A 25,102-nucleotide genomic window follows, 5' to 3' on the forward strand; every position below is an offset into this window, starting at 1 on the left:
CCGGATCAGGATACCGCCATGAGCCACGATTTACCCGCCGACGCCGCCATCGCCTTCCAGGGGCACCGCGGTGCCTATTCGCACCTGGCCTGCCAGAAAGTCTTTCCGGACCAGCCAGTGCAGCCCTGCCCCAGTTTCCTCGACGCCATGCGCGCGGTCGAGACCGGCCAGGCCGCCCGCGCCATGATCCCGCTGGAAAATTCCACCGCCGGCCGCGTGGAAGAGATCTACCGGCTGATTCCCAAACTCAAACTGCACCTGGTGGGCGAGCACTTCGAACCGGTCAACCACTGCCTGATGGGGCTGCCCGGCGCCCGCGCCGAGGACATCAAAACCGTGTCCTCCCATCCCCAGGCGCTGGCCCAGTGCGCCCGCCACATCGATGAGGCCGGCATGCACGCCGAAGCCATGCTCGATACCGCCGGCGCCGCGCTGTCGGTGAGCGAGGGCAACGACCGCTCGCGGGGCGCCATCGCCTCAAGCCTGGCGGCGGAGCTGTATGGGCTGGAAATCCTCGACGACCAGTTCCAGGACGTACAGGGCAACACCACCCGCTTCATCATCCTGTCCGGCACCGAGATCCAGCCGGCGTTCGATCCGCAGAAGGCCTACATCACCTCCATCGTGTTCCGGGTGCGCAACATTCCGGCGGCGTTGTACAAGGCCCTGGGTGGCTTCGCGACCAACGGCGTCAACATGGTGAAGCTGGAAAGTTACATCCTCGGGTCACAACTCAGCGCCAGCCAGTTCCATGTGGACATCGAGGGCCACGTGGACCAGCGCCCGCTGCAGCTGGCCATCGAGGAACTGGGCTTCTTCGCCGAGGACCTGCGCATCCTGGGCACCTACGAGGCCCACCCGTTCCGCGCCAGCCGACAGTTCCGGGACTGACCGTGACCCTGTTCGACCTGACCCTGCTGTTCCTGTTCGGGTTTCTGGCCTGGTACTGGTGGCGCGCCAAGGAGATCAAGGACCTGGTGCTCGACGCCGCACGCCGCTACTGCAAGCGCATGGACGTGACCCTGCTCGACGACGCGGTCTACCTGCGCGGGCTCTGGTTCAAGCGCGATCCGGAAGGCCGCATCCGGGTGTGGCGGCGCTTCCTGTTCGAGTTCACCGCCACCGGGGAGGAGCGCTATACCGGCCGCGCCATCCTGCTGGGCAAGCGCATCGAGCACCTGCAGCTGGACGCCCACCGCATGCCGCCCAGCGACCTCCACTGACGGCGATCACCCGCGCCCCTGACAATCCGGTAACGCCGCCCGCTTGCCTGAGGGTAAGGCCATCGCTCATAGTGAATGGCCCCACCAATTGCGACACAGGGAGCCAGCATGACCGGACACGCACCCATCAAGGGCTCGGATCTTTTCGTTAAGGCACTGGAAGAGGAAAAGGTGGAGTACATCTTCGCCGTACCCGGGGAAGAAAACCTGGACCTGCTGGAATCGATCCGCAACTCCAGCATTCGCCTGATTCTCAATCGCCACGAGCAGGCCGCCGGTTTCATGGCCGCCACCTATGGCCGCCTGACCGGACGCGTGGGGGTCTGCCTGTCGACGCTCGGCCCCGGCGCCACCAACCTGGTCACCGCCGCTGCCTACGCCCAGCTTGGCGCCATGCCCATGCTGATGATTTCCGGCCAGAAGCCCATCAAGTCGTCGAAGCAGGGGCTGTTCCAGATCCTCGATGTGGTGGACCTGATGCGGCCGCTGACCAAGTACACCCGCCAGATCACCAACGCCAACACCATACCGGCCAAGCTGCGCGAGGCGGTGCGCCTGGCCACCGAGGAGCGCCCGGGCGCCGTCCACCTGGAGCTGCCCGAGGACATCGCGGCGGAACACGCCGAGCCGGACACCCACATTTTCAGCCCCAGCGACGCACGCCGGCCCACCGCCAGCAGCAAGAGTCTGCAACAGGCCTGCGACCTGATCCGCAAGGCGCGTCATCCGCTGATCATGATCGGCGCCGGCGCCAACCGGAAGCGCATTTCCAAAGCGTTGATCCACCTGGTCGAAGCCACCGGCATTCCTTTCTTCACCACCCAGATGGGCAAGGGCGTGGTGGACGAGCGCCACCCGCGCTACCTGGGCAACGCGGCCCTGTCCGACGGCGACTTCGTGCACTGCGCCATCGACCACGCCGACCTGGTGGTCAACGTCGGTCACGACGTGGTGGAGAAGCCGCCGTTCTTCATGCATCCCGGCGGCAAGCAGGTCATCCACGTGAACTTCAGCCCGGCGGACGTGGACCCGGTCTACTTTCCGCAGCACGAAGTCGTGGGCGACATCGCCAACAGCGTGGAGTGGCTGGCCGAGCACTGCGGCGCCTGCGAGCACCACGACTTCGCCGAATTCATGCGGGTCAAGCAGTCGGTGGAAAACCACCTGGAAGAACGGGTCGATTCGGACGCCTTCCCGGTGCTGCCCCAGCGCATTGTCGCCGACGTGCGTCAGGTCATACCCGACGACGGCATCATTGCCCTGGACAACGGCATGTACAAGATCTGGTTTGCCCGCAACTACAAGGCCTACGACAACAACACCGTGCTGCTGGACAACGCCCTGGCCTCCATGGGCGCCGGCCTGCCCAGCGCCATGGCCGCGGCCATGCTCTACCCGGACAAGAAGATCATGGCGATCTGCGGCGATGGCGGCTTCATGATGAACAGCCAGGAGATGGAAACGGCGGTGCGCCTGAACCTCAACATCGTGGTGTTGCTGATCAACGACAGCGCCTACGGCATGATCAAGTGGAAACAGGCCCAGGACGGCTTTGAATCGTTCGGCCTGGATTACGGCAACCCGGATTTCGTCCGCTACGCCGAATCCTATGGCGCCACCGGCCATCGTATCGAGAGCGCCGACGAGTTAGCGCCCACCCTCGCCAAAGCGCTTGAGGAAGGCGGCGTTCACCTGGTTGATGTGCCGGTGGATTACAGCGAGAACGAGCGGGTTTTCAACCAGGAACTGAAGGCGCTCACCTGCGACCGGACCGGATAATCGGTTGCAGTTTTTATTTCGGCAATCACCTATGCGGTAACGGCTTCATCCGCGGTGGCGATTTTCTATACTGGCTCTGGAACCGCTGAACAGGCACCGGCGTCCCTTCGATGGACGCTGCGTGCCACAGCAGGCCGTCTCGGTGCCTGTTTGGAGATTCCTTCGGAATCACGCCCCACACAAAGACCGGAGCCATGGACATACAAACCGACCACCGCTATGCCATCAACCTGAACGTTCGCGGTATTCAGCCGTCCGCCACCCTGCGCATCAACGAACTGAGCAACCACCTGCGCCAGCAGGGACGCGACATCATCAAACTGGGCCTGGGCCAGTCGCCGTTCCCGGTGCCCGAGCGGGTCACCGAAGCCCTGCGCGAGCACGCCGCCGAAAAGGACTACCTGCCGGTCAAAGGCCTCAAGGGCCTGCGCGAATCCATCTCCGGCTACATCAACCGAAGCCAGCATGCCCGCTCCACCTGGGAAGACGTCCTCATTGGCCCGGGTTCCAAGGAGCTGCTGTTCATCCTGCAGCTGGCCTATTACGGCGATCTGCTGATCCCACGCCCGAGCTGGGTATCCTACGCACCCCAGGCACGCATCATCGGCCGCTCGGTGCACTGGCTGCCGACCCATGCCGAGAACAACTGGCAGCTGACCGCCGAGGAACTGGACATCATCTGCCGCGACGATCCGACCCGGCCACGCATCCTGATCCTCAACTACCCGTCCAACCCGACCGGTTGCACCTACACCGACGAGCAACTGCTGGCCATCGCCAACGTGGCGCGCAAGTACCGTATCATCCTGCTGTCGGATGAAATCTACGGGGAAGTGCATTTCGAGGGCAAGCACAAGTCCATCGCCCGCTACTACCCCGAGGGCACCATCATCAGCACGGGCCTGAGCAAGTGGGCCGGCGCCGGCGGCTGGCGCCTGGGCTGTTTCGTGTTCCCGGAAGAGCTCCGGCCGCTGCAGGACGCCATGGCCATCATCGCCAGCGAGACCTTCACCTCCACCGCCTCGCCCATACAGCACGCCGCCATTACCGCGTTTAACGGCGGCGAGGACATCGATGAGTACCTGAAGCAGTCGCGCCGGGTATTGAAGGTGCTGGGTGAATACCTGCACCGGCGCCTGGAGGCCATGAACATCTGGTGTCAGAAACCCCAGGGCGGTTTTTACCTGTTCCCGGATTTCTGCGAGTACCGGGACGCGCTGGCCGACCACGACATCAAGACCAGCGCCGCGCTGTGCAAGGCCCTACTCGAGGACACCGGCATCGCCATCCTGCCGGCCAGCGACTTCGGTTTCGTGCCGGACAAGCTGAGTGCGCGCCTGGCGTTCGTCGACTTCGACGGCAGCGAAGCCCTGCGCCTGGCCGGCAACGACTTCGCCGACCGCGACCTGGACGACGCGTTCATCGACCAGGCCTGCCCGCGCCTGATCCTGGCCATGGACAAGCTGGAGCAGTGGCTCAAGGCTCTCTGACGCCGACCGTTTGCGTCGAATCGCCGGCGGGATCGGTCATCCCGGATCCCGCCGGCATTGTGCCTGCCACCCCTGGCAGGCATGCTTGTTCCCACCACGCTATCCCGCGAACCGCGCAACTATCGAAGGAAACTCTCGTGTCCCTGTCCGACATTGCCGATTTTGCCGAGCAGATCGCCCGCCAGGCCGGCGAACTGATCGCCCGAGAACGCAGCGAGAACACGCTGCGCACCGACTACAAGGACCAGACCGAACTGGTCACCCACGCTGACGTGATGGCCGACGAGCTTATCGCCAAGGCCATCCGCGAGCGCTTTCCCGACCACCGCATCCTGTCCGAGGAAACCGCGCCGGACCGGAGCCAGGCGGAGAACCTGGACACCCCTCTGTGGATCGTCGACCCGATCGACGGCACCGTGAATTACGCCTACGGCCATCCCCAGGTGGCTGTGTCCATCGCCTACGCCGAACGCGGCCGGGTGCGGGTGGGCGTGGTGCATGCCCCCTTCTCCGGCGAGACCTTCCGCGGCATTCTCGGCGACGGCGCCACCCTCAATGGCCAGCCGATTCGTAACAGCGGCGCCGACACCCCGCGCCAAGCGCTGTTCGCCACCGGCTTCCCCTACAACAAGGACGCCCTGGCGCCGCTCCTGCGCCGGCTCGACGCCATGATCCACACCTGCCGTGACCTGCGACGGATCGGCTCAGCGGCGCTGGATATCTGCTGGGTGGCGGCGGGACGCCTGGACGCCTACTACGAAAGCGTCAGTCCCTGGGATTTCGCGGCGGCGCGGGTGATCGCGCTGGAGGCGGGGGCCCGCTGCGGGCACTTCAACGCCGTGCCGGAAGGCTATCCGGACGACCTGTGGGGTCAGGATATCCTGATCAGCGCCCCCGCCCTGTTCGACGACCTGCAGGCGCTACTGCATAACGCCTGACGGCTCAGCGTCACTCGCCGGCGCGCCGCGCACCGCCCGCTGGTCGGCGTAGATGGGGTTGAGCAGCCGCTCCAGCTCACCGCTGTCACGCATGGCGCGCAGTTCGCGGTCAAAGACCGTCATCAGCTGCTTGCCCCGCTCGCCCTGGCGCCCGAACAGCAGGTGCAGGGATTCCCGGTGCAGGGGACGCGGATCGTGGGTAATGCCGTGCCACTGGGACTCCGGCAGGTTGGCGCGGATCATCCCGTAGCCAACCGCCCGGTCCTGCGGATAGAGATCGATGCGGCCGCGCAGCAGCAGACGCAGGTTGGCCGCATCGTCGGCAATACGCTTGACGGCGATGGTGCCGCGCTGCTCGGCCCGCTCGAAGGAGCCTCCGTAGAAATAGCCCAGGGTCGCGCCAATGGTCTGGTCGGCCAGATCCGCCATTGAATCCCAGTCCAGAGAGTCACCGTCGCGGTGGAAGAAGACCTGCTCACCGCTGACAATGGGCAGGCTGCAGCGGTACTTCCGGGCCCGCTCCGTGGAGCAGTAGTAGGGCATCATCGCGTCCTGCTCGCCGGTGGCCACGAACTGGGCGTTGCGGGTCCAGGGGAAAACGCGGTAGCGGACCTCGTAGCCGGCCCGCGCAAAGGCGGTGCGAATGACATGGCCCAGGGGCCCGAAATCCGGCTTGGCGGAGTCGACATAGGGTTGCCAGTCCCCGGTGGCGATGCGCACGATGCGATCGGCCGGCATCCCGCTGTCCTCAGCATCGACCGTCGTCGCCACCAGCATCATGCCGGCGACGATCGCCAGAATCCTTGCACACGTCTGGAATAATCCGGACATCCTGATCCTTTGCAGCGCTCGCCTCCTCCCTTGACCGGGCCCCAATCGGGTGGCCGTCGCCCGGTCGCAACCGGCTTCCTGTCTTCGACCACCCCGTTCAGTGTAGCGGCTCCGCCAGGATCTGCGCCCGTAAAGACGACGGGGATGCCCTGGATCAGGCCGGCTCGGCGACGCGCCAGATGCCCTGCTGGGTGGCATTCCAGAATTCGTCGAAGTGGGCATCCGGACGATGACTGAACGACGAGCGGGTAAAGCGCTGGATGCGGCCTTCAATCAGGGTGATGTACCACTCTGCCGTACGGGCGGAACTGGTGGCCGGGCGCAAACCCTGGCGGATCTCGCCTTCCTTGATCACCTGGCGGGCCTGGGTTTCCAGGCGCTCGAAGAACTGGGAGGCGCGCTGGCGCAGGGCCGAGTCCTCGCCCACCAGGGCGTCGCCGGTCAGCACGCGGCACAGCCCCGGATTACGCTGGGCGAACACCAGTACCAGTTGGGCCAGATTACGCAGCCGCGCCTGGGCGTCTTCTTCATCCTGCAGGATGCGTTGGCAGCGGGAGAAGACCGTCTCTTCCACGAAGTCGATCAGGGCCTCGAACATCTTTTTCTTGCTGGGGAAGTGCCGGTACAGGGCGGCCTCGGTAACCCCCACCGAGCGCGCCAGCGCCGCAGTGGTTATCCGTGCATCGGGGTCGGTTTCCAGCATCTCGGCCAGAGTCTGCAGGATCCGCTCGCGGCGGCTCGGTGTTTTGTCTGTCATTCGGTAATTCCAGCTCCGAAAGATTATTGGGTCGTCTTTCAGGGGTCAGCGCTGAGCCCCGTTGTTATCGCTCTTTTCAGCGTTTGTCGTGATGGCCGCTCTTCGGCGACTTGTCTTCTTCATTAAAGAGCGGGGCCCGAAGGCCCCGCACGTGAAAAGGATTAAAGATTATCAGAAAAAGGTGCCGTCGATCGGTGACGACGCGCTGGCGTAGGCCTTGCGCGGCATGCGGCCGGCCAGGTAGGCCTCACGGCCGGATTCGATGGCCAGCTTCATGGCGCGGGCCATGCGGATCGGGTCGCCGGCCTGGGCGATGGCGGTGTTCATCAGCACGCCGTCGCAGCCCAGCTCCATGGCAATGGTAGCGTCCGAAGCGGTGCCCACGCCGGCGTCCACCAGGATCGGCACCTCGGCGTTTTCCACGATCATGCGGATGTTGTAGCGATTCTGGATGCCCAGCCCCGACCCGATCGGTGCGCCCAGCGGCATCACGGCGACGCAGCCCATCTCTTCCAGGCGCTTGGCCAGCAGCGGGTCGTCGCTGGTATACACCATCACGTCGAAACCGTCCTTGATCAGGGTCTCGGCGGCCTCCAGGGTTTCGGGCATGTTCGGATAGAGGGTCTTCTCTTCCCCCAGCACTTCCAGCTTGACCAGGTTGTGGCCGTCGAGCAGCTCCCGCGCCAGGCGGCAGGTCCGCACCGCATCCTTGGCGCTGTAGCAACCCGCGGTGTTGGGCAGGATCGTGTAGCGCTCCGGCGATACCGCATCCAGCAGGTTGGGCTCGTCCGGATTCTGGCCGATGTTGGTGCGGCGCACGGCCACGGTCACCATTTCCGCGCCGCTGGCTTCGATGGCCTGGCCGGTCTGTTCCAGGTCACGGTACTTCCCGGTGCCCACCAGCAGGCGCGAGGTGTAGGTTTGTCCGGCAATAACCAGTGGTTTGTCCTGTTTCGGCTCGGTCATAGTTCAGTCCTGATAACGGCGGACGCAGCCGCCGGTCGATGAATACACAGTCAATGGATTGCTCCGGGCGCCGGCTCAGCCCCCGCCGATGGCGTGGACCACCTCCACCCGGTCGCCAGCCTGCAGCCGGTGTTCGCCGTGGAGGCTGCGCGGGACGATGTCCTCGTTCACCTCCACCGCCAGCCGCTTGCCGGTCAGCTTGAGTTCGTCGATCAGTGTGGCCACGGTGGCGTTGTCCGCCAGGTCGTGGGATTCACCGTTCAGCTGGATCAACACGTTGATCGTCCTCCGGTTGTCGCTTGACGGCCGCGATCATCAGACAGACCCAGCCGATCATGAAACACAGGCCTCCGATCGGAGTGACCGGGCCCAGGGCCGCCCACTGCAGCAGCACCAGCCCGTACAGGCTGCCGCTGAACAGCACGATGCCCAGCACAAAGAAACCGCCGGCGAGGGTCAGCCAGCGCCGGCCCAGGCCCGCCAGCCCCAGCAGAGCCACGGCTATAAGCCCCAGGGCGTGGTACATCTGGTAGGTGACGCCGGTCTGGAAGACCTCCAGGCTGCGGGGCGTCACCGACTGGCGCAGGCCATGCGCGCCAAAGGCTCCAGCCATAACCCCGGTCAGCGCGGCGAGGGCGCCCAACAACAGGGCCCAGCGCAGGATACGGCGCTCAGCAGTCACAGTGGATGCGCTCCCCGCTGTCCAGGTTCATCAGCGTGAGCTGCCCGCCCCACACGCAGCCGGTGTCCAGGGCGATGTAGCGGTCGATGCCGGTGCGCCCTTCCAGTGCCGCCCAGTGGCCGAAGATCACCCGGGTCCGGTCATCCCGCGGGAACCGGAACCAGGGCAGGTAGCCGTCCGGTCCGTTGGCGGCGGCATCCTTGGTCAGCAGGTCCAGGCGGCCGTCCTCGGCGATAAAGCGCATGCGGGTGAAGTAGTTGGTGATCACCCGCCAGCGGTCCATGCCGGTCAGCCCGTCCGACCAGCCGGCCGGCTCATTGCCGTACATCTCGCGGAAATAACCGGCGGGGTCGGGGCTCTGCAACACCGACTCCAGCTCCCGGGCGTAATCCATGGCCTCGGGCACCGTCCAGATGTGAGGCAACCCGGCGTGGCTCATGAACACGTCGCGACGCTCGTCATAGACCGCCAGGTTCTGGCGCCGCAGCCAGTCGGTCAGGTAGACGGCGTCCTCGGCGTCGAGGATCTCCTGCAACGTGTCCTTGCGCTTGACCGAATGGCCACCCAGGGCCACCGCCAGCAGGTGCAGGTCATGATTGCCCAGCACCACGCGGGCGGAGGGCCCCAGGCTCTCGATGAAACGCAGCGTGGCCAGGGACGACGGACCACGATTGATCAGGTCCCCCGCCACCCAGAGGCAGTCCCGCGATGGTGAAAAATCCACCTTGTCGAGGACGTCGATCAGGCGCTCATAGCAACCCTGGATGTCGCCTACGGCATAGTCGGTCATGATGCGGTTGTATCGGTTCTGGTTCGGTGTTGTCGATTCGGGTTCGGCGATTCCGGCCCGGGTTACTGCCCGGCCAGATGATCGGCAATCCGGACATAATCCTGCAGCGCCAGGTTTTCCGGCCGCAAGCCGTCATCGATCCCCAGTGACTGCAGCTGGTCAGCGCTGACCAACCCGCCCAGCGCCTTGCGCAGCGTCTTGCGCCGGGCATTGAAGGCCGTCCTCACCACCGACTGTAACAGCTTCAGGTCCTGCGTCGGAAACGGCAGCTCCCGGTGCGGCACCAGGCGGACGATGGCCGAATCCACCTTGGGGGCCGGCTTGAACGCACCCGGCCCGACGTCGAACAGCGGCTGCACCTGGCAGAAATACTGGGCCATGATGCCCAGGCGTCCGTAGTGCCGGTCCCCCGGCACCGCCGCCAGCCGCTGCACCACTTCTTTCTGCAGCATGAAGTGCATGTCCTGCACCACACCGGCCTGCCCCAGCAGGTGGAAGATCAGGGGCGTGGAGATGTTGTACGGCAGGTTGCCGACGATCCGCAGCGGTTTGTCCGCCGCCAGTTCGGCGAAATCAAACTTGAGCGCGTCCGCCTCGTGAATGCGGAACTCAGGGTAATTGAAAAACTTGGTCCGCAGCACCGGAATCAGGTCGCGGTCCAGTTCCACTACCTGCAGCGCCGGATTGACCGACAACAGCTCCTCGGTCAGCGCGCCCAGCCCCGGACCGATCTCCACCATGACGTCGTCAGGGCGGGGATGGATCGCACTGACGATGCGCTCGATCACGCCCGGATCGTGCAGGAAATTCTGGCCGAAGCGTTTGCGGGCCTGATGGCCGGCCGGTTTAGACATGGTTCTGTTCCCGGCGACAATGCGCCATCTCGATTGCGGTGTTAATGGCGGTGCGCAGGCTGCCCGCGTCTGCGGTGCCCTTGCCGGCCAGGTCCAGGGCGGTGCCATGGTCCACGGAGGTGCGGACGATGGGCAGCCCCAGGGTGATGTTGACGGCGTTGCCGAAGCCCTTGAACTTGAGCACCGGCAGGCCCTGATCGTGGTACATGGCCAGCACGGCGTCGGTCTGATTGAGCCAGTGGGGCGTGAACAGGGTGTCCGCCGGCAGCGGACCGGTCAGGGTCATGCCCTCCTGGCGCAGGTCCGCCAGGGTCGGCTCGATCACGTCCAGCTCTTCACGTCCCAGATGACCGCCTTCCCCAGCATGGGGATTAAGGCCGGCCACCAGGATGCGCGGGTCCGGGAGCCCGAAGAATGTCTGCAAATCGCGGTGCAGGATACGCGTCACCTGGCTCAGGCGCTTGGGCGTGATGGCCGCCGCCACGTCCTTGAGCGGCAGGTGGGTGGTGACCAGCGCCACCCGCAGGCCTTCGGTGGCCAACATCATCACCACCCGGTCAACGCCGCACAGGTCCTGCAGGAATTCGGTGTGGCCGCTGAAGGCGATGCCGGCGTCGTTGATCACGCCCTTGTGCACCGGGGCCGTCACCATGCCATCGAAAGTGCCGTCCAGGCAGCCGCGGGCGGCGGCTTCCAGCGTGGCCAAGACATAGCGGCTGTTGTCGACGTCGAGCCGCCCGGCATCGCGGCTCTGCAAGCCCGGCACCGTCAGCACTGACAGCTGGCGGGCGCCGGTCGCCGCCGGCTCACCCGGGCGCCAGTCGTGCAGGGAGACGGTCAGCCCCAGGAGCGAAGCACGGCTTTCCAGCAGGGCCCGGTCGGCCACCACCACCAGACCCGCCGACCGCTCGCGCTGGGCGATCTGCAGGCACAGGTCCGGCCCGATGCCGGCGGGCTCGCCAGCGGTCAGGGCCAGGGTCAGCGGCTTGCTCATGATGCGTCCGCACCTCCGTCGTTGCCGGCGCCGGCGGTCTTGATATCGACATAGGCCTCTTCACGAATCTCGCGCAGCCAGCTCTGCAGCTCCACCTCGTACTTGCGGCGGTAGAGCACCTGGCGCGCCTCGTTCTCTTTCAACTGGTCGCCGATGTCTTTCTGGCGGCGCTCCTGAACCTGCAGGATGTGCCAGCCGAAGCGGGAGCGGAACGGGCCTTTCAGCTGGCCCACCCGGGCGTCGTTCATGGCCTGCTCGAAAGCCGGCACCATCTCACCCGGGCTGACCCAGCCCAGGTTGCCGCCGTCGGAGCCGGAGACGGCGTCATCGGAGAATTCCCGCGCCAGCTCGGCGAAGTCGGCACCGTCTTCCAGTTGCTCGTAGATCTCGTTGATCTTCTCCTGGGCCTGGGCGTCGGTCAGCGCCTCGGAAGGCCGAATCAGGATGTGGCGCACTTTCGACTGTTCGATCACCTTGCCGGTGTCGCCACCGCGCTTGTCCAGCACCGTCACGATGTGGAAACCACTGCCGCTTTGCAGTACCTGGGACGGCTCACCCACGGCCAGCTCCGGGGCCACGTCTACCACCAGCGAGGGCAGCTGGTTCTCGGTACGCCAGCCCAGCACGCCACCCTCCAGGGCGTTGGCACCGTCGGATTCGGCCACCGCCACCTGCTGGAAGTCCTTGCCGTCGGCGATCTCCTGGCGCAGTGCTTCCGCCTTGGCGCGGGCCGCGTCGACTTCCGCCTCGTCGTTGAAATCGTCCACCGCGATCAGGATGTGACCCAGCTGGTATTCGACGCCGCTGTTCTCGCGACCGGCCTGGGACTGCAGGAAGTTATCCACCTCACGCTGGGTTACCCGCACCCGGTTGTCCACCCGGCGCTGCTGGACGCGGCTGATGATCATCTCGCGGCGGATCTGCTCGCGCGCCTCGCGGTAGGTCAGGCCCTCGCTGGCCAGAGCACCCTCGAACTGGGCCAGCGTCATGTTGTTGCGGCGGGCGATGTTCTGCATGGTGTCGTTCAGCTCGTTATCGCTGATGCGCATGCCCATCTTCTCGGCCATCTGCAGCTGGATGGAGTCCAGGATCAACTGGTCCAGCACGCGCTCTTCCAGCACGTTATCCGGCGGCAGCGAGGTGCCCTGCGCGTTGAGGCGGGCCTTGACCGTGCGTACGCGGCTGTCCTGCTCCGATTGCAGGATGACGCCATCGTCGACGATGGCGATCACCCGGTCCAGCGGCTTGCGTTCCGCCATTGCCGTCTGGGCGGCCACCGCGAAAACCAGCAGGGCCATGACACGTGCGCACAGGCGCGGGAATGCCTTCATATTCACCTCAGTAGTCCAGTTTCCGAAGGGTTTCAGTAGGTGCTGGAACCGCTCCGGCCAAAGCGTCGGCTTTCACGCTCGTTGAATCCATAGATCGCATCGGAGACCCGATCGCTGGAGCCACCGCTGCCGCCCAGTCCTTTCAACTGGATCTGGAACAGGATGCGGTTTTCCAGCTCGCTGTCATCCGTCAGGTAATTCTGGCTGACCAACTGCACGCTCCAGCAGCAGTCAGTGTATTCGATGCCCGCCAGGGAGCCGGCCGTGCGATCCTCCTGGGAATCATACAGCCAGCGGCCAATCAGACTGATGTGGTCTGAGACCGGAAAAACCGCGCCGATATCCATCTGCTCCCGATCGCCGCGATCGTAGGTGTGTCCCAGGGTCGCCAGATACTGGTAATCGTCGGAGTGGAACACCAGCTGGCTGCGGCCTTCTTCGGTCTGGCGCTCGCGCGGGTCCCACAGACCGGACACCCGGATGTCCAGGTTCTCCAGCGGGCGCAGAACCGCTTCGCCGGCCAGGGGCGAGTCGCTGCGGGTATCGGCGCCGTCGCCGTCCAGGCTGACCTGGCGTTCGTCGTAGTAGTAGACCTGCCCGATGCTAAAGCGGGCCCGCTCGATGCCGGTATCCAGATCGTTGAAACGGGTGGTCACCGCGGCGGTCAGGCGGTTGTTGTCCGCCACCCGGTCACCGCCACTGAAGCGGTTGGGGCTGAACAGGTTGTCGAAGCTGAAGTCCTTCAGGCCGGTGTCGAAGTCCGGGATGTCGCTCTGATCCTCGTACTCGGAGTAAACGTAGTACAGGCGCGGCTCAAGCGTCTGGTTATAGGGAATGTCGAAGAAGGTGTCGCGACGGTCGAAGTAAAGGCCGTTGTCCCACTCGTAGACCGGGATGGAGCGGTCGATACTGCTATCGCCGTCGACGGTATAGTCTTCCAGTGCGTAGTGCGTGTAGTCCAGCGTGACGGACGGCCGCGAATAGCCCCAGATCTTGCGAAAATCGAGCGCCAGCTCCGGACTCAGTCGCACGCGCTGGCCGTTGGCCCGATCGACGCCCGACAGATCGCTGTTGTCCCGATAGAAGTAGGTGTACTGGGATTCCAGGTTGGTTTCCACCACGCCCCACTGGTAATTGGCGTCGTACAGGATCTCCGGCAGCTGCGCGTAGGGCTTGTTGGCGTCGCTGATGTCCTCGTCGATGGTCTGGTAACCGTAGGCGTACGCTTCGAAGTACTGGTTTCTGTCGTTGTACCTAACCCCGGCGCGGCGGGTCAGGTGCGTGGCCTCGTTGATCTCCAGGGTGCGGTTGAGGTCGCTCAGGTAGTCGTCGTCGGAAATCACCGAGTAGTCAGCGTAGCCGCTCCAGCCGCTGCCAAAACGCGCCCGGCTGGTGAAGTCCAGCCCCCAGCGACTGCCGTCCTCACCGGGGTTTTCGTCCACGTAGTCTTCGTCGTCGTTGATGTAGCCCAGCTGCAGCACGGATTCGCCGTACTCGCTCAGGTAGCGACCTTCCACTTCATTGAACAGACCGCGGCCATGGATGTACTGGGGCGTGAGCGTGGCGTCGTAATTGGGCGCCAGGTTCAGGTAATAGGGCACGGACATGAACAGCCCGCTGCCGGTGTTGGCGGTGCCGAACGCCGGGTAGAGGAAGCCGGTCTTGCGGCGGTCGTCGATGGGAAACGAGGCGTAGGGCCAGTAGAACACCGGGATATCCTGCACTTCCAGGCGCACGTGGGTGGCGGTGCCGAAGCCTTCCGCCCGGTCCAGTTCGATGTCCGACGCCACGATGGCCCAGGCGTTGCTCTGGGGCGAGCAGGTGGTCAGGCGTCCGTCCCGGATAGTGACGATGTTGTCGCTGGGACGGGCCAGGTGCTCGGCCTGACCGCGCATTTCCGACTCGTGGATCAGGAAGGTGGCGGAGTTGACCTGCATTTCGCCGCTGTTGGCGTCATAGCGGGCCGAGTCGCCGGTCATCAGAAAGCCCTGGCCGCGGCTGACCATGGGGCCGTCCAGCGCCATCACGCCGGACGTCTCATCGTAGGTGGCGCGACTGCCCTGGGCGCTGAAGGTGCCCTGCTGCAGGCGCACGTCGCCGTCCAGCACCAGGCGGGTGTCCATTTCATAACGGGCGGACAGGCCACTGGCCTCGATGGGCAACTCGGTGTTGCTGCCGCTACCGTTGTCGAACAGCGGCGAGCCGCTATCACCCAGATCCGGTTGCACGTAACCGCCGGCGCAATAGGCCGGCAGGGTTTCCTGCTGGGCTTCGGGCAGAAGGTTCCGCGGACGCCAGTCGATCTCGGCGGCGGTCTGGGCGCCAGCCGGGGCGCTGACGACCGAGGCGGCGAGGACCCCGATCCACACCTGGCCACTGCCAATCCGGTTACGCGTTTTAGTCGAGGGTAGCAATGGCACGATCATTCGGGTCCCGTACTGTCTTGAAGGCCGCCGGTAGTTTACACGCCCCGGACAGGCTTGTTAACGACGCAACCAACGCGCGTCGACGTCCGGGATCAACAGCTTTTGCCGCCACCGGCGCCTTCTGATATTTTCCGTGGGACGGATACTGTGCGCATCGCACGACAATCGTCGGCCCTCTTCCACTCAGAACAGACAACGCTTTCATGGACAGCAGACTTGCAGCACTGACCGCCTGGGTGCGGCGCCAACCGGGGTTCGAACAGACCGAACCGGTGACCGTTTCCGGCGACGCCAGCTTCCGCCGCTATTTCCGGGTCACCGGAGCCCCCGAAGGCACCGCCTGCACGCGGATCGTGATGGATGCGCCTCCGGAAAAGGAGGACACCGGCCCCTTTGTCGCCATCGCCCGGCACTGGCGTGAGCAAGGCGTCAACGTCCCGGCAATCCACGCCGAGGACCCGGAGCAGGGCTTCCTGCTGCTGGACGATTTCGGCGACGCCCTGCTGCTGGATCACCTGACCGAAGACAACGCCGAGGACCTGTACGGCATCGCCCTGGACGCCCTGGCCCGCATTCAGGCCACCCGCGAAACGCCGGACTACCCGCTGCCAACCTACAACGAAGCCCTGCTGGACCGGGAAATGGCCCTGTTCCGTGACTGGCTTCTGGAGCGCCACCTGGGCCTGACCCTGAGCGACCAGGAACACTGCCTGCTGGACACGACCTTCGCCCTGCTCAAGGAAGCCGCCCTGGCCCAGCCGGAGGTGCCCGTGCATCGCGACTACCATTCCCGCAACCTGCTGGTGCTGGACGACGACCGCGACCTGGGCATCATCGATTTCCAGGATGCCGTACGCGGCCCGGTCACCTACGACCTGGTGTCGCTGATCAAGGACTGCTACATCCGCTGGCCCGAAGCACGCATCAGTCGCTGGGTCGAGCAGTTCCGCCAACAGACGCTGGCCGCCGGCATCCACCACGCCGACGCCGAAACCTTCCGCCAGTGGGTCGAGCTGATGGGCATGCAACGCCATCTGAAGGCCTCCGGCATCTTCGCACGGCTCTACATACGCGACGGCAAGCCCGGTTACCTGGCCGATATCCCGCGCACCGTGAATTACCTGCTGGAAGCCAGTGCCCGCCAGCCCGCACTGCGCCACTTCCACGACTGGCTGGGCAACCGGGTCATCCCCCTGCTTGACGATCAGGCGGCTTAATCGTGAGAGCCATGATTCTCGCTGCCGGCAAGGGGGAGCGTATGCGACCGCTCACCCTGGAGACGCCCAAACCCCTGCTCCAGGCCGGCGGCCGCGCCCTGATCGAACACCAGATCGACAAGCTGGCCCGAGCCGGTTTCCGCGAGCTGGTGATCAATCCGTCCTGGTTAGGCGACAAGCTCATCGCGGCGCTGGGGGATGGCGCCCGTTACGGGGTCTCGATCCACTATTCGCCCGAACCGGAGCCGCTGGAAACCGCAGGCGGCATCCGCCAGGCGCTGGACACGTTGACCGCCGACGATGAGAAATGGTTCCTGGTGGTCAACGGCGACATCTGGAGCGACGTCGATCTCACCCGCCTGCAGCCCTCGCCCGGCGACCAGGCCGTATTGGTGCTGACCGACAACCCGCCCCAGCATCCGCAGGGCGACTTTCACCTGGATAAAAACGGCCGCGTGCACGATACCGGCCAGCCGACGCTCACGTTCAGCGGCATCAGCCTGCTGCACCGCAGCCTGTTCGAGAACCTCGCCCCCGGCTTCCGCAAGCTGGCCCCACTGCTGCGCGACGCCATGGCGCAGGGCCGTGTGGCCGGCGTCCATCACCGCGGCGACTGGCAGGACATCGGCACACCGGAACGCCTGGCCCACCTGGACCGCCAGTTGTCGGCCGACGGCGAAGCCCAGGCAGGAGGCGCCCGATCATGAGCGAGCGCACCTCCGGCCTGCAGCAATCCGGTCGCCTGGAGCACAAGTTCTACGAGCTGCTGGAGGAGTTCAACGCCTGCGGCCTGCAGGCCCAGACGCTGTTGCAGCGCACGCGCCTGCCCGGCTGGTGCCGGCGCAGTCTGTTCTATTTTCTGGGCTACGTGGCCAAGGCCGACGGCCGGGTCACGGAGACCGACATCCGCTTTGCCGAAAGCCTGATGAAGGCGCTGCTGCTGTCCGAACGCCATCGCAAGGAAGCCATCGCCCATTTCCACAAAGGCAAGCTGGCCGACCCGCTCGCCAATCAGCGCGGTTTGCGGCTGCGCCTGACACTCGGTTTGTGGCCGGCCCCGGCCATCCAGATCCTGTTCTGCCTGAGCCACGCCGCCCAGCTACATGGACAACCCAGCAAAGCCCGCCGCCATCGCTGCGAGGACGCCATCGACCGACTCGGGTTACCGGTAGAAGCGTTGGACATCGTGATGGAGCACTACGCGCGCAAGCTCTGGATCCGGCGACCCGAACTGCAACCGGCGCCGACCAGTTTCGAATCCGCCTGTAAATTGCTGGGCGTCAGTCGCCAGGCGTCCCTGCAGGAGATGAAGCGCGCCTACCGCCGCCGCGTGTCGGAATGTCACCCGGACAAGCTCGGCCAGGGCCTGAGCGACAAGGAATACGCGCTCGCCAAGGAACGCCTGCACCGCTATCAGTTGGCCTGGGACCTGATCAAGCGCCGCGAGAAGTTTCGCGGCCACTGAGCCGGCGACCATGCGGCTCAATGGCATCAGGGTGCCGGCGGCGACAGGGTTCGCCGCAACCAGCCACTGACCCGCCCCGCCACCAGAGCGGCATCCGCCGAGGCCGGCGGCGATGCCATCGCCAACACCTGCTGCTGATACCCCGGCATCCCGGACCGCTTCAACTGGCCTTTCTGAGCCTTGCGCGCGTCCGACGCCGACGCATTGGAGCGCAGGTCCAGCAGACGCAGCCGGGGAGCGCCGCCCACCGCGCCGAGATCGTCGTCGTCCAGCCGGGGCGCCACCCAGACCAGCAACGCGGGCTCCCCAGGGCCGGCTCCAACACCCTGGGCCGCCACACGACTGGCCAGCGCCGCGCCGTGACCGACCCCCACCAGCGCCACCCGCGAGTACCCCTGCCCACGCAGGTGCGTGATGGCCGCTGTCAGTTGGGCCTGGATCTGTTCCCGGTACGCGTTGCGGAGCTGGTCGAGATCGTCCCTGGCCATCACATCGATCATGATCGAATCCTCGTTGGCCTGAGGCTCGCCCTGGGCCTGAGGTGGCGCCGGGTCCGCGGCGTCGGCGTCGCCCTCACCCGCGCCGTCCTGTGCCGGGGCGTCACCGGCGGCCACTTCACGCGGCTTGGGCATCTGGTCGAGCCGCAGCAGCTCACGCCGGGCCCTGACCAGCGGATAGGGCGGTGACTCCAGCCCCAGGCTCATGGTCGCCCAACCGGCTTCGGCGAGGGGCTCGCGCAAGGCACCGGCCAACGCCGTATCCGCGCTCTGGCCTTCATCGGCAAGCACCAGTACGGCGCCCTTTGCTTCACTGCCGGACTCCCGCTCCAGCAGCCCCAACACGCGACCGCCTGCACCGGCGTCCAGCCACACCGCCTGTTCCGGCCGCTGGGCAGCCAGCGCCTCCTGACCCAGTCCGACGGAGACGAAGGGACGCTCAACCGGCTTCTCCGGCGCGCTATCGTCATTCCCGTTCCCGGCCGAGTCGGCCGCGGCGCCCTCCGGTGCCGACTCGGCATCCGGCTCCTGCGCCAGCCCCGACAGAGACCACAAAAGCAGCGCCACCATCAGCCAGACACGGCGTTCCGTCAGCATCGTACGCACAATCACCCTCTTATATCCCCAGCCAAACTGATAAACTGACCCACCGTTGCCAGGGAGCCGTATTCGCCATCATCGTAACCCTGGCCGCCCGGAAGAACCCAAATTCCCGAGAGAGACCTGTCATGCAGCCCGATCTGATCGCCCCTTCGATCCTGTCTGCCGATTTTGCCCGACTGGGCGAGGAAGTCGATAACGTCCTGGCCGCCGGTGCCGACATCGTGCACTTCGACGTCATGGACAATCACTACGTGCCCAATCTGACCATCGGTCCGATGGTCTGCGAAGCCCTGCGCAAGCACGGCGTGACCGCGCCCATCGACGTGCACCTGATGGTCAGCCCGGTGGACGACCTGATCAGGATGTTCATCGACGCGGGTGCCAGCTACATCACCTTCCACCCGGAAGCGTCCGGCCACATCGACCGCTCCCTGCAACTGATCAAGGACGCCGGCTGCAAGGCGGGCCTGGTGTTCAACCCGGCCACCCCGCTGCACTACCTGGACTACGTCATGGACCGCCTCGACATGATCCTGCTGATGTCCGTCAATCCGGGCTTCGGCGGCCAGAAGTTCATTCCGGGCACACTCGACAAGCTGCGTGAGGCGCGCCAGCGCATCGATGCCAGCGGCCGCGACATCCGCCTGGAAATCGACGGCGGCGTCAAGGTCGACAACATCCGCGAGATCGCCGCCGCTGGCGCCGACACGTTCGTTGCCGGCTCCGCCATCTTCAACACCGACGACTACCAGGCCACCATCCAGGCCATGCGTGAGCAGATCGCCCTGAGCCGCTGAACATGAAAACACTGTTTCAGGGCCAGTGGCCACGTACCGTTCTGTTCGATCTTGATGGCACGCTGGTGGACAGCGCGCCGGACCTGGCCGCCGCCATCGATTCCATGCTGGAAAGCCTGGGCCGTGACCCGGCCGGCGACGACCGGGTCCGCCAATGGGTGGGCAACGGCGCCGGCGTGCTGGTGCGCCGCGCCCTGGCCGGCCGCTTCGACCACGAAGCCGGCCCGGCCATCGACGACGCCGCGTTCGACGATGCCCAGGAGCGCTTCTTCAACGCCTATACCGGCCTCAACGGCCACATGTCCCGGGTCTACGACGGCGTGGTGCCGTTCCTGATGGCCCTGCGCGAGGCCGGCGCCCGGCTGGCGGTGGTGACCAACAAACCCGGCGCCTTCACCGGCCCGCTGCTGGAAAAGATGGGCCTGGACCACTGGTTCGACACCACCATCAGCGGCGACACCCTGCCGGTGAAAAAGCCGGACCCGGCGCAGCTGCACCTGGCCATTGAGCAATTGGGCGGCGACAGGGCCTCCACGCTGATGGTGGGCGACTCCATCAACGACATCCTGGCGGCGCAACGGGCCGGTGTCCCGGTGGCCGCGGTGCGTTATGGCTACAACCACGGCGCCAACATCGACGACGCCGGAGCGGATCGAGTGGTTGATTCGCTCGAAGAGCTTTTGTAACCTCGTTCTAACTTTTGTCGGGCCTGCTTCCAGTAACGGGCCCGCTCCACTCTCACCTTCGGAGCTTTCCTGCCGTGCGGGGACTGAAACTGACTGCAAAATCGCGCAATGTGCTGAGCACGCGTGCGACTCGATGGTGGCGATGGCGCACCGGCTGATCCCCTCAGCCCGGTCGGTGCTCGCGTGAGCATGCCGGCCTGAAACCACCCCACGGTGCACCGACTCCGGTCGCCTGTGGCGGTACCCGCAGATCAGATTTCAGGAAACCGATCCATGACGCCCGAACAGTTCACCGAGCTGGCACAGGCCGGCTATAACCGTATTCCCGTCCAGCGCGAAGTCCTCGCCGACCTGGACACGCCGCTGAGCACCTATCTCAAACTGGCGACCGGCCCTTACACCTACCTCTTCGAATCCGTCACCGGCGGCGAAAAATGGGGCCGTTACTCGATCATCGGCCTGCCCTGCCGGGAACGGCTGGAAGTGCGCGGCAAAGACATCACCCTGTTCCGCAACGACCAGGCCACCGAACGCTTCACCCGCGAGGACCCGCTGGCGTTCGTCGAGGAATACCAGGCCCGCGTGAAAGCACCGGATCTCCCCGACCTGCCGCTCTTCAACGGCGGTCTGGTGGGTTACTTCGGCTACGACACCGTGCGCTACATCGAACCGCGTCTGGAAGATTCCTGCCCTCCGGACCACATCGGCACGCCGGACATCCTGCTGATGGTGTCCGATGAAGTGGTCGTGTTCGACAACCTGCGCGGCAAGCTGCACCTGATCGTCCACGCGGACCCGGGCGAAACCGACGCGCTGGCCGCGGCCGAAGCGCGCCTGGACGCCCTCGAAGATCGGCTGCACCACGCCAGCGTCGACGCCCCGGTCACGCCGGACGCCCTGCGCGGCACCCAGGTGGACGAAACCGATTTCGTGTCCGGCTTCAGCGAGGACCGCTTCAAGGACGCGGTCGACACCATCAAGAACTACGTGCTGGACGGCGACGTTATGCAGACGGTGATTTCCCAGCGCATGTCGATTCCCTTCGCCGCGCCGCCGCTGAACCTGTACCGCTCGCTGCGGGTGCTGAACCCGTCGCCGTACATGTACTTCCTCGACCTGGGCGATTTCCACATCGTCGGGTCGTCGCCGGAGATCCTGGCGCGCGTCGAGGACGAGCAGGTGACCGTGCGCCCCATCGCCGGTACCCGCAAGCGCGGCGCCACCGAAGCCGAGGACCGCGCCCTGGAAGCCGAGCTGGTGGCCGATCCCAAGGAGATCGCCGAGCACCTGATGCTGATCGACCTGGGCCGCAACGACGCCGGCCGCGTGTCGGAAACCGGCACCGTGCGCCTGACCGAGAAAATGGCGGTGGAGCGCTACTCCCACGTCATGCACATCGTCTCCAACGTCACCGGCCGCCTGAAGCCCGACACCTCCTGCATTGACGTGCTGCGCGCCACCCTGCCCGCCGGCACCCTCAGCGGCGCCCCCAAGATCCGCGCCATGGAGATCATCGACGAGCTGGAGCCGGTCAAGCGCGGCGTCTACGGCGGCGCTGTCGGCTACCTGTCCTGGAACGGTAATATGGACACAGCGATCGCCATCCGCACGGCGGTGATCAAGGACGACACCCTGCACATCCAGGCCGGCGCGGGCATCGTCGCCGATTCAGTGCCGCGTCTCGAATGGAAGGAGACGATGAACAAGGGCCGCGCCATCTTCCGCGCGGTGGGCATGGCACTGAACGAATTTGACCGCTGAGGGCTGCATCATGCTTTTGATGATCGACAACTACGACTCCTTTACCTACAACGTGGTGCAGTACCTCGCCGAGCTGGGTGCCGACGTCCACGTCTACCGCAACGACGAGATCACCGTCGAGCAGATCGAAGCGCTCAATCCGGAGCGTCTGGTGGTGTCGCCGGGGCCCTGTACGCCCAACGAGGCGGGCATTTCCATGGAGGCGATCCGCCACTTCGCCGGCAAGCTGCCGATCCTCGGCATCTGCCTGGGGCACCAGTCCATCGGCCAGGTGTTCGGCGGGCAGGTGATCCGTGCCGGCCAGGTCATGCACGGCAAGACCTCCCCGGTGTTCCACGCCGACAAGGGCGTGTTCCGTGGCCTCAACAACCCGCTGGAAGCTACCCGTTACCACAGTCTGGTGATCGACAAGGACAGCCTGCCGGACTGCCTGGAAGTCACCGCGTGGACCCGCAACCCGGACGGCTCGGTGGAGGAAATCATGGGCGTGCGCCACAAGACGCTGCCGATCGAGGGCGTCCAGTTCCACCCGGAATCCATCATGACCGAGCAGGGCCACGAGCTGCTGCGCAACTTCCTGCGCGAGCCCACCGCAACGCCGACCCAGGCGGCCTGAGCGCCGACGGATAACGACAAGAGAGAGCCCCATGGACATCAAAGCTGCACTGAACCGCATCGCTGAGAACCTGGACCTCACCACCGAGGAAATGAAGTCCGTCATGCGCATCGTCATGAACGGCGAGGCCACCGACGCCCAGATCGGCGCCCTGCTGATGGGCCTGCGCATGAAGAGCGAGACCATCGACGAAATCACCGGCGCCACCGAAGTGATGCGCGAGCTGGCCACCAAGGTCACCGTCAACGCCGACTACATGGTGGACATCGTCGGTACCGGCGGCGACGGCGCCAACCTGTTCAACGTGTCCTCGGCCTCATCCTTCGTGGTGGCCGCCGCCGGCGGCACCGTGGCCAAGCACGGCGGCCGCGCGGTGTCCTCCCGAAGCGGCAGCGCCGACCTGCTGGAAAAGGCCGGCATCAACCTGGAGATGACGCCCGAACAGGTGGCCCGCTGCATCGAGCAGATCGGCGTCGGCTTCATGTTCGCGCCGGCGCACCACAGCGCCATGAAGCACGCCGTGGGCCCGCGCAAGGAACTGGGCATGCGCACCCTGTTCAACATCCTCGGCCCCATGACCAACCCGGCCGGCGTCAGACGCCAGGTCATCGGCGTCTTCACTGAGCGGCTGTGTCGCCCCATGGCGGAAGTGCTGCACCGCCTGGGCAGCGAGCACATCATGGTGGTCTGCTCCAAGGACGGCCTGGATGAGATCAGCCTGGCCAACAAGACCCACGTCGCCGAACTGAAAGACGGCGAGATCACCGAGTACGACATCGCCCCGGAAGACTTCGGCATCAAGAGCCAGAGCCTGGTGGGCCTGGGCGTGGACAGCTCCGAAGCCTCGCTGGAGCTGATCAACGCCGCATTCGGCATCGGCCACAGCGAGAACGCCGACAAGGCCCGCGACCTGATCGCCCTCAATGCCGGCGCCGCCATCTACGTGTCCGGCCTCGCCCGTTCCATGCAGGAAGGCGTCGAACTCGCGCTGGACGCCATCGGCAGCGGCCTGGCCAAGGGCAAGATGACCGAGCTGGCCGACTTCTCCCACTGTTTCTGAGATTCTTCCGAGGTTTTGCCATGAGTGCATCCGCCAACGACCGCACCCCCACGATCCTGCGCCGCATCGTCGATCGCAAGTGGGAAGAGATTGAGCAGCGCCAGCGTCGCCAGCCGCTGGCCGACGTGCGCGCCCGGGCGGCGGATACGCCGGCGGCCCGCGGCTTCGCCGACGCCCTGCGTGAGCGCATCGCGCGTCAGACGCCGGCGGTGATCGCCGAGGTGAAGAAAGCCTCGCCCAGCAAGGGCGTGATCCGCGATCCGTTCGAGCCGGGTGCCATCGCCGAGAGCTATGAAGCCGGCGGGGCGGCGTGCCTGTCCGTGCTCACCGATCACGATTTCTTCCAGGGCCACGAGGACTACCTGCAACAGGCCCGCGCCGCCTGCAGCCTGCCGGTGATCCGCAAGGATTTCATGGTAGCGCCCTATCAGGTGTACGAAAGCCGCATGATCGGCGCCGACTGCATCCTGCTCATCGCCGCCTGCCTGACCAAAGACCAGATGCAGGAGCTGGCCGGCATTGCCGGTGAGATCGGCCTGGACGTGCTGGTGGAAGTCCACAACGGCGAAGAGATGGACGAAGCCCTCACCCTGGACACGCCTCTGGTGGGCATCAACAACCGCGACCTGCACACCTTCGACGTCTCTCTGGATACCACCTTCGAGCTGCACAAGCGCATTCCGGACGACCGCCTGACCATCACCGAAAGCGGCATCCTGACCCGCGAGGATGTGGACGCCATGACCGGCCACGGGATCTACGGCTTTCTGGTGGGCGAGTCGTTCATGCGGGCGCCGGATCCCGGCGCGAAGCTCAAAGAGCTGTTCTTCTAACGTCTCCGTGACCGCCGGGTCTTCGCCCACCCGGCGGCCGGAATCACGCCGTTGTCACCGGACGATCAGAAACGACCCACGCGTCACCCTTCACCAACAGGCCCCACGCCACCGTTCGGCGAGCAAGATCTCGCCCAACCAAGCAAGATCTTGCTCGATTTGAGCAACTTGTTGCCCGGCGACCGGTGGGTGAATCGAGTGGAATGGCGTTAGAGATCTGTTTTTATTGGCCTTTCTTTTTCTGGCACAGGACTTGTCTCTCAGAGTGGACCCTTTGCGAAGGGAATCACTTATTCAATCGCCAAGAGGGGTTTTCAAGCGCCACGAACGCAGTAGCTTGACACCCCCTCCACGTCACGGAGCAGACCCCATGCCAACTCCTTGTTATATCAGCATCGAAGGCCAGACCCAGGGCAACATCACCGCCGGTGCCTTCACCGCCGATTCGGTCGGTAACATCTACGTCGAAGGCCACGAAGACGAAGTGCTGGTCCAGCAGTTCGACC

General features: G+C 65.3%; 26 protein-coding genes. 15 read left to right on the forward strand and 11 right to left on the reverse strand.

What is annotated here, in order from left to right; translation table 11 throughout:
- The first annotated feature begins 18 nt into the window (after positions 1–18).
- From GQB00_RS20155 to GQB00_RS20175, 5 genes are all read left to right on the forward strand, one after another.
- Positions 19–891, forward strand: coding sequence for a prephenate dehydratase (locus GQB00_RS20155; protein ID WP_165857599.1), 873 nt, complete (start codon positions 19–21; stop codon positions 889–891).
- A gap of 2 nt (positions 892–893) precedes the next feature.
- A complete protein-coding gene (locus tag GQB00_RS20160; protein ID WP_111498128.1) occupies positions 894–1,223 on the forward strand; it encodes a DUF3301 domain-containing protein in 330 nt (109 codons plus the stop codon).
- A gap of 108 nt (positions 1,224–1,331) precedes the next feature.
- A complete protein-coding gene (locus GQB00_RS20165) occupies positions 1,332–3,002 on the forward strand; it encodes an acetolactate synthase large subunit (RefSeq protein ID WP_165857600.1) in 1,671 nt (556 codons plus the stop codon).
- A 194-nt stretch (positions 3,003–3,196) separates the two neighbouring features.
- On the forward strand, positions 3,197–4,492 hold the full coding sequence (locus tag GQB00_RS20170; protein ID WP_111498130.1) for a pyridoxal phosphate-dependent aminotransferase: 1,296 nt from the start codon (positions 3,197–3,199) through the stop codon (positions 4,490–4,492).
- A gap of 137 nt (positions 4,493–4,629) precedes the next feature.
- Positions 4,630–5,430, forward strand: coding sequence for an inositol monophosphatase family protein (locus GQB00_RS20175; protein ID WP_165857601.1), 801 nt, complete (start codon positions 4,630–4,632; stop codon positions 5,428–5,430).
- On the opposite strand, the gene GQB00_RS20180 is transcribed toward GQB00_RS20175, so the two are convergent.
- The 10 genes from GQB00_RS20180 to GQB00_RS20225 all read right to left on the reverse strand — a co-directional run bounded on the left by GQB00_RS20180 (position 5,413) and on the right by GQB00_RS20225 (position 15,055).
- Positions 5,413–6,261 (reverse strand): substrate-binding periplasmic protein, encoded by an 849-nt coding sequence (locus GQB00_RS20180; RefSeq protein WP_228276959.1) that lies wholly within the window; start codon positions 6,259–6,261, stop codon positions 5,413–5,415. The genes GQB00_RS20175 and GQB00_RS20180 overlap by 18 nt on opposite strands.
- A 154-nt stretch (positions 6,262–6,415) precedes the next feature.
- The gene (gene slmA / locus GQB00_RS20185) at positions 6,416–7,018 is read right to left on the reverse strand and encodes a nucleoid occlusion factor SlmA (protein ID WP_111498133.1); all 603 of its coding nucleotides are present in this window, start codon (positions 7,016–7,018) and stop codon (positions 6,416–6,418) included.
- A gap of 171 nt (positions 7,019–7,189) precedes the next feature.
- Positions 7,190–7,984: a thiazole synthase gene (locus GQB00_RS20190; protein WP_111498134.1), complete on the reverse strand. Its 795-nt coding sequence runs from the start codon at positions 7,982–7,984 to the stop codon at positions 7,190–7,192.
- 75 nt (positions 7,985–8,059) lie between these two features.
- Positions 8,060–8,260 carry a sulfur carrier protein ThiS gene (gene thiS, locus GQB00_RS20195; RefSeq protein ID WP_111498135.1) on the reverse strand — a complete coding sequence of 67 codons (201 nt, stop codon included), beginning with the start codon at positions 8,258–8,260 and terminating at the stop codon, positions 8,060–8,062.
- A complete protein-coding gene (locus GQB00_RS20200; RefSeq protein WP_416234172.1) occupies positions 8,238–8,666 on the reverse strand; it encodes a DUF423 domain-containing protein in 429 nt (142 codons plus the stop codon). The genes thiS and GQB00_RS20200 overlap by 23 nt, the downstream gene beginning before the upstream one ends.
- Positions 8,656–9,456, reverse strand: a complete 801-nt coding sequence (locus tag GQB00_RS20205) for a symmetrical bis(5'-nucleosyl)-tetraphosphatase (RefSeq protein WP_165857602.1) — start codon at positions 9,454–9,456, stop codon at positions 8,656–8,658. The genes GQB00_RS20200 and GQB00_RS20205 overlap by 11 nt, the downstream gene beginning before the upstream one ends.
- A 62-nt stretch (positions 9,457–9,518) precedes the next feature.
- Entirely contained in the window at positions 9,519–10,310 is a 792-nt protein-coding gene (rsmA, locus tag GQB00_RS20210) for a 16S rRNA (adenine(1518)-N(6)/adenine(1519)-N(6))-dimethyltransferase RsmA (protein ID WP_165857603.1), read from the reverse strand.
- Positions 10,303–11,304 carry a 4-hydroxythreonine-4-phosphate dehydrogenase PdxA gene (gene pdxA, locus GQB00_RS20215; RefSeq protein WP_165857604.1) on the reverse strand — a complete coding sequence of 334 codons (1,002 nt, stop codon included), beginning with the start codon at positions 11,302–11,304 and terminating at the stop codon, positions 10,303–10,305. The genes rsmA and pdxA overlap by 8 nt, the downstream gene beginning before the upstream one ends.
- Complete coding sequence (locus GQB00_RS20220) at positions 11,301–12,635, reverse strand: peptidylprolyl isomerase (protein ID WP_111498139.1); 1,335 nt, start codon at positions 12,633–12,635, stop codon at positions 11,301–11,303. The genes pdxA and GQB00_RS20220 overlap by 4 nt, the downstream gene beginning before the upstream one ends.
- A 32-nt stretch (positions 12,636–12,667) precedes the next feature.
- Positions 12,668–15,055 (reverse strand): LPS-assembly protein LptD, encoded by a 2,388-nt coding sequence (locus GQB00_RS20225; RefSeq protein ID WP_416234173.1) that lies wholly within the window; start codon positions 15,053–15,055, stop codon positions 12,668–12,670.
- Between the two features lie 209 nt (positions 15,056–15,264).
- Here GQB00_RS20225 and GQB00_RS20230 point away from each other — a divergent pair, with 209 nt between their 5' ends.
- Genes GQB00_RS20230 through GQB00_RS20240 form a run of 3 tightly spaced genes read left to right on the forward strand, consistent with a single transcriptional unit; the run spans position 15,265 to position 17,743 of the window.
- The gene (locus GQB00_RS20230) at positions 15,265–16,278 is read left to right on the forward strand and encodes an aminoglycoside phosphotransferase family protein (RefSeq protein WP_165857606.1); all 1,014 of its coding nucleotides are present in this window, start codon (positions 15,265–15,267) and stop codon (positions 16,276–16,278) included.
- Positions 16,279–16,280: 2 nt separating this feature from the next.
- Positions 16,281–16,985, forward strand: coding sequence for an N-acetylmuramate alpha-1-phosphate uridylyltransferase MurU (murU, locus tag GQB00_RS20235; RefSeq protein ID WP_165857607.1), 705 nt, complete (start codon positions 16,281–16,283; stop codon positions 16,983–16,985).
- Positions 16,982–17,743: a DnaJ domain-containing protein gene (locus GQB00_RS20240; protein WP_111498143.1), complete on the forward strand. Its 762-nt coding sequence runs from the start codon at positions 16,982–16,984 to the stop codon at positions 17,741–17,743. Before murU ends, GQB00_RS20240 begins: the two co-directional genes overlap by 4 nt.
- 26 nt (positions 17,744–17,769) lie before the next feature.
- On the opposite strand, the gene GQB00_RS20245 is transcribed toward GQB00_RS20240, so the two are convergent.
- Positions 17,770–18,837: a DUF3530 family protein gene (locus GQB00_RS20245; RefSeq protein WP_228276971.1), complete on the reverse strand. Its 1,068-nt coding sequence runs from the start codon at positions 18,835–18,837 to the stop codon at positions 17,770–17,772.
- A gap of 131 nt (positions 18,838–18,968) precedes the next feature.
- On the opposite strand from GQB00_RS20245, the gene rpe reads away from it, so the two are divergent.
- The 7 genes from rpe to tssD form a co-directional block, all read left to right on the forward strand.
- Complete coding sequence (gene rpe, locus GQB00_RS20250) at positions 18,969–19,640, forward strand: ribulose-phosphate 3-epimerase (RefSeq protein WP_111498145.1); 672 nt, start codon at positions 18,969–18,971, stop codon at positions 19,638–19,640.
- 2 nt (positions 19,641–19,642) lie between these two features.
- On the forward strand, positions 19,643–20,326 hold the full coding sequence (locus GQB00_RS20255; RefSeq protein ID WP_228276960.1) for a phosphoglycolate phosphatase: 684 nt from the start codon (positions 19,643–19,645) through the stop codon (positions 20,324–20,326).
- 273 nt (positions 20,327–20,599) lie between these two features.
- Positions 20,600–22,087 (forward strand): anthranilate synthase component I, encoded by a 1,488-nt coding sequence (trpE, locus tag GQB00_RS20260; RefSeq protein ID WP_165857609.1) that lies wholly within the window; start codon positions 20,600–20,602, stop codon positions 22,085–22,087.
- Positions 22,088–22,097: 10 nt separating this feature from the next.
- Entirely contained in the window at positions 22,098–22,703 is a 606-nt protein-coding gene (locus GQB00_RS20265; RefSeq protein WP_111498165.1) for an aminodeoxychorismate/anthranilate synthase component II, read from the forward strand.
- 31 nt (positions 22,704–22,734) lie between these two features.
- The gene (gene trpD / locus GQB00_RS20270) at positions 22,735–23,763 is read left to right on the forward strand and encodes an anthranilate phosphoribosyltransferase (protein ID WP_165857610.1); all 1,029 of its coding nucleotides are present in this window, start codon (positions 22,735–22,737) and stop codon (positions 23,761–23,763) included.
- A gap of 20 nt (positions 23,764–23,783) precedes the next feature.
- Entirely contained in the window at positions 23,784–24,596 is an 813-nt protein-coding gene (gene trpC, locus GQB00_RS20275; RefSeq protein ID WP_165857611.1) for an indole-3-glycerol phosphate synthase TrpC, read from the forward strand.
- 370 nt (positions 24,597–24,966) lie between these two features.
- A partial coding sequence (gene tssD / locus GQB00_RS20280) for a type VI secretion system tube protein TssD (RefSeq protein WP_165857612.1) occupies positions 24,967–25,102 on the forward strand: 136 nt, incomplete at its 3' end.

It is taken from the genome of Marinobacter sp. JSM 1782161, from assembly GCF_011421605.1.
Taxonomy (GTDB): Bacteria; Pseudomonadota; Gammaproteobacteria; order Pseudomonadales; family Oleiphilaceae; genus Marinobacter_A; species Marinobacter_A bohaiensis.

Excerpts from the sequence above, each read along its gene's own strand:
- GQB00_RS20180 (WP_228276959.1), bottom strand. The coding sequence starts at position 6,261 with ATGTCCGGATTATTCCAGACGTGTGCAAGGATTCTGGCGATCGTCGCC.
- GQB00_RS20230 (WP_165857606.1), top strand. The coding sequence starts at position 15,265 with ATGGACAGCAGACTTGCAGCACTGACCGCCTGGGTGCGGCGCCAACCG.
- pdxA (WP_165857604.1), bottom strand. The coding sequence starts at position 11,304 with ATGAGCAAGCCGCTGACCCTGGCCCTGACCGCTGGCGAGCCCGCCGGC.
- trpD (WP_165857610.1), top strand. The coding sequence starts at position 22,735 with ATGGACATCAAAGCTGCACTGAACCGCATCGCTGAGAACCTGGACCTC.
- trpC (WP_165857611.1), top strand. The coding sequence starts at position 23,784 with ATGAGTGCATCCGCCAACGACCGCACCCCCACGATCCTGCGCCGCATC.
- GQB00_RS20170 (WP_111498130.1), top strand. The coding sequence starts at position 3,197 with ATGGACATACAAACCGACCACCGCTATGCCATCAACCTGAACGTTCGC.
- GQB00_RS20255 (WP_228276960.1), top strand. The coding sequence starts at position 19,643 with ATGAAAACACTGTTTCAGGGCCAGTGGCCACGTACCGTTCTGTTCGAT.
- GQB00_RS20155 (WP_165857599.1), top strand. The coding sequence starts at position 19 with ATGAGCCACGATTTACCCGCCGACGCCGCCATCGCCTTCCAGGGGCAC.
- rsmA (WP_165857603.1), bottom strand. The coding sequence starts at position 10,310 with ATGTCTAAACCGGCCGGCCATCAGGCCCGCAAACGCTTCGGCCAGAAT.
- GQB00_RS20265 (WP_111498165.1), top strand. The coding sequence starts at position 22,098 with ATGCTTTTGATGATCGACAACTACGACTCCTTTACCTACAACGTGGTG.
- slmA (WP_111498133.1), bottom strand. The coding sequence starts at position 7,018 with ATGACAGACAAAACACCGAGCCGCCGCGAGCGGATCCTGCAGACTCTG.
- GQB00_RS20245 (WP_228276971.1), bottom strand. The coding sequence starts at position 18,837 with ATGCTGACGGAACGCCGTGTCTGGCTGATGGTGGCGCTGCTTTTGTGG.
- GQB00_RS20240 (WP_111498143.1), top strand. The coding sequence starts at position 16,982 with ATGAGCGAGCGCACCTCCGGCCTGCAGCAATCCGGTCGCCTGGAGCAC.
- GQB00_RS20205 (WP_165857602.1), bottom strand. The coding sequence starts at position 9,456 with ATGACCGACTATGCCGTAGGCGACATCCAGGGTTGCTATGAGCGCCTG.
- trpE (WP_165857609.1), top strand. The coding sequence starts at position 20,600 with ATGACGCCCGAACAGTTCACCGAGCTGGCACAGGCCGGCTATAACCGT.
- GQB00_RS20220 (WP_111498139.1), bottom strand. The coding sequence starts at position 12,635 with ATGAAGGCATTCCCGCGCCTGTGCGCACGTGTCATGGCCCTGCTGGTT.
- rpe (WP_111498145.1), top strand. The coding sequence starts at position 18,969 with ATGCAGCCCGATCTGATCGCCCCTTCGATCCTGTCTGCCGATTTTGCC.
- GQB00_RS20190 (WP_111498134.1), bottom strand. The coding sequence starts at position 7,984 with ATGACCGAGCCGAAACAGGACAAACCACTGGTTATTGCCGGACAAACC.
- GQB00_RS20165 (WP_165857600.1), top strand. The coding sequence starts at position 1,332 with ATGACCGGACACGCACCCATCAAGGGCTCGGATCTTTTCGTTAAGGCA.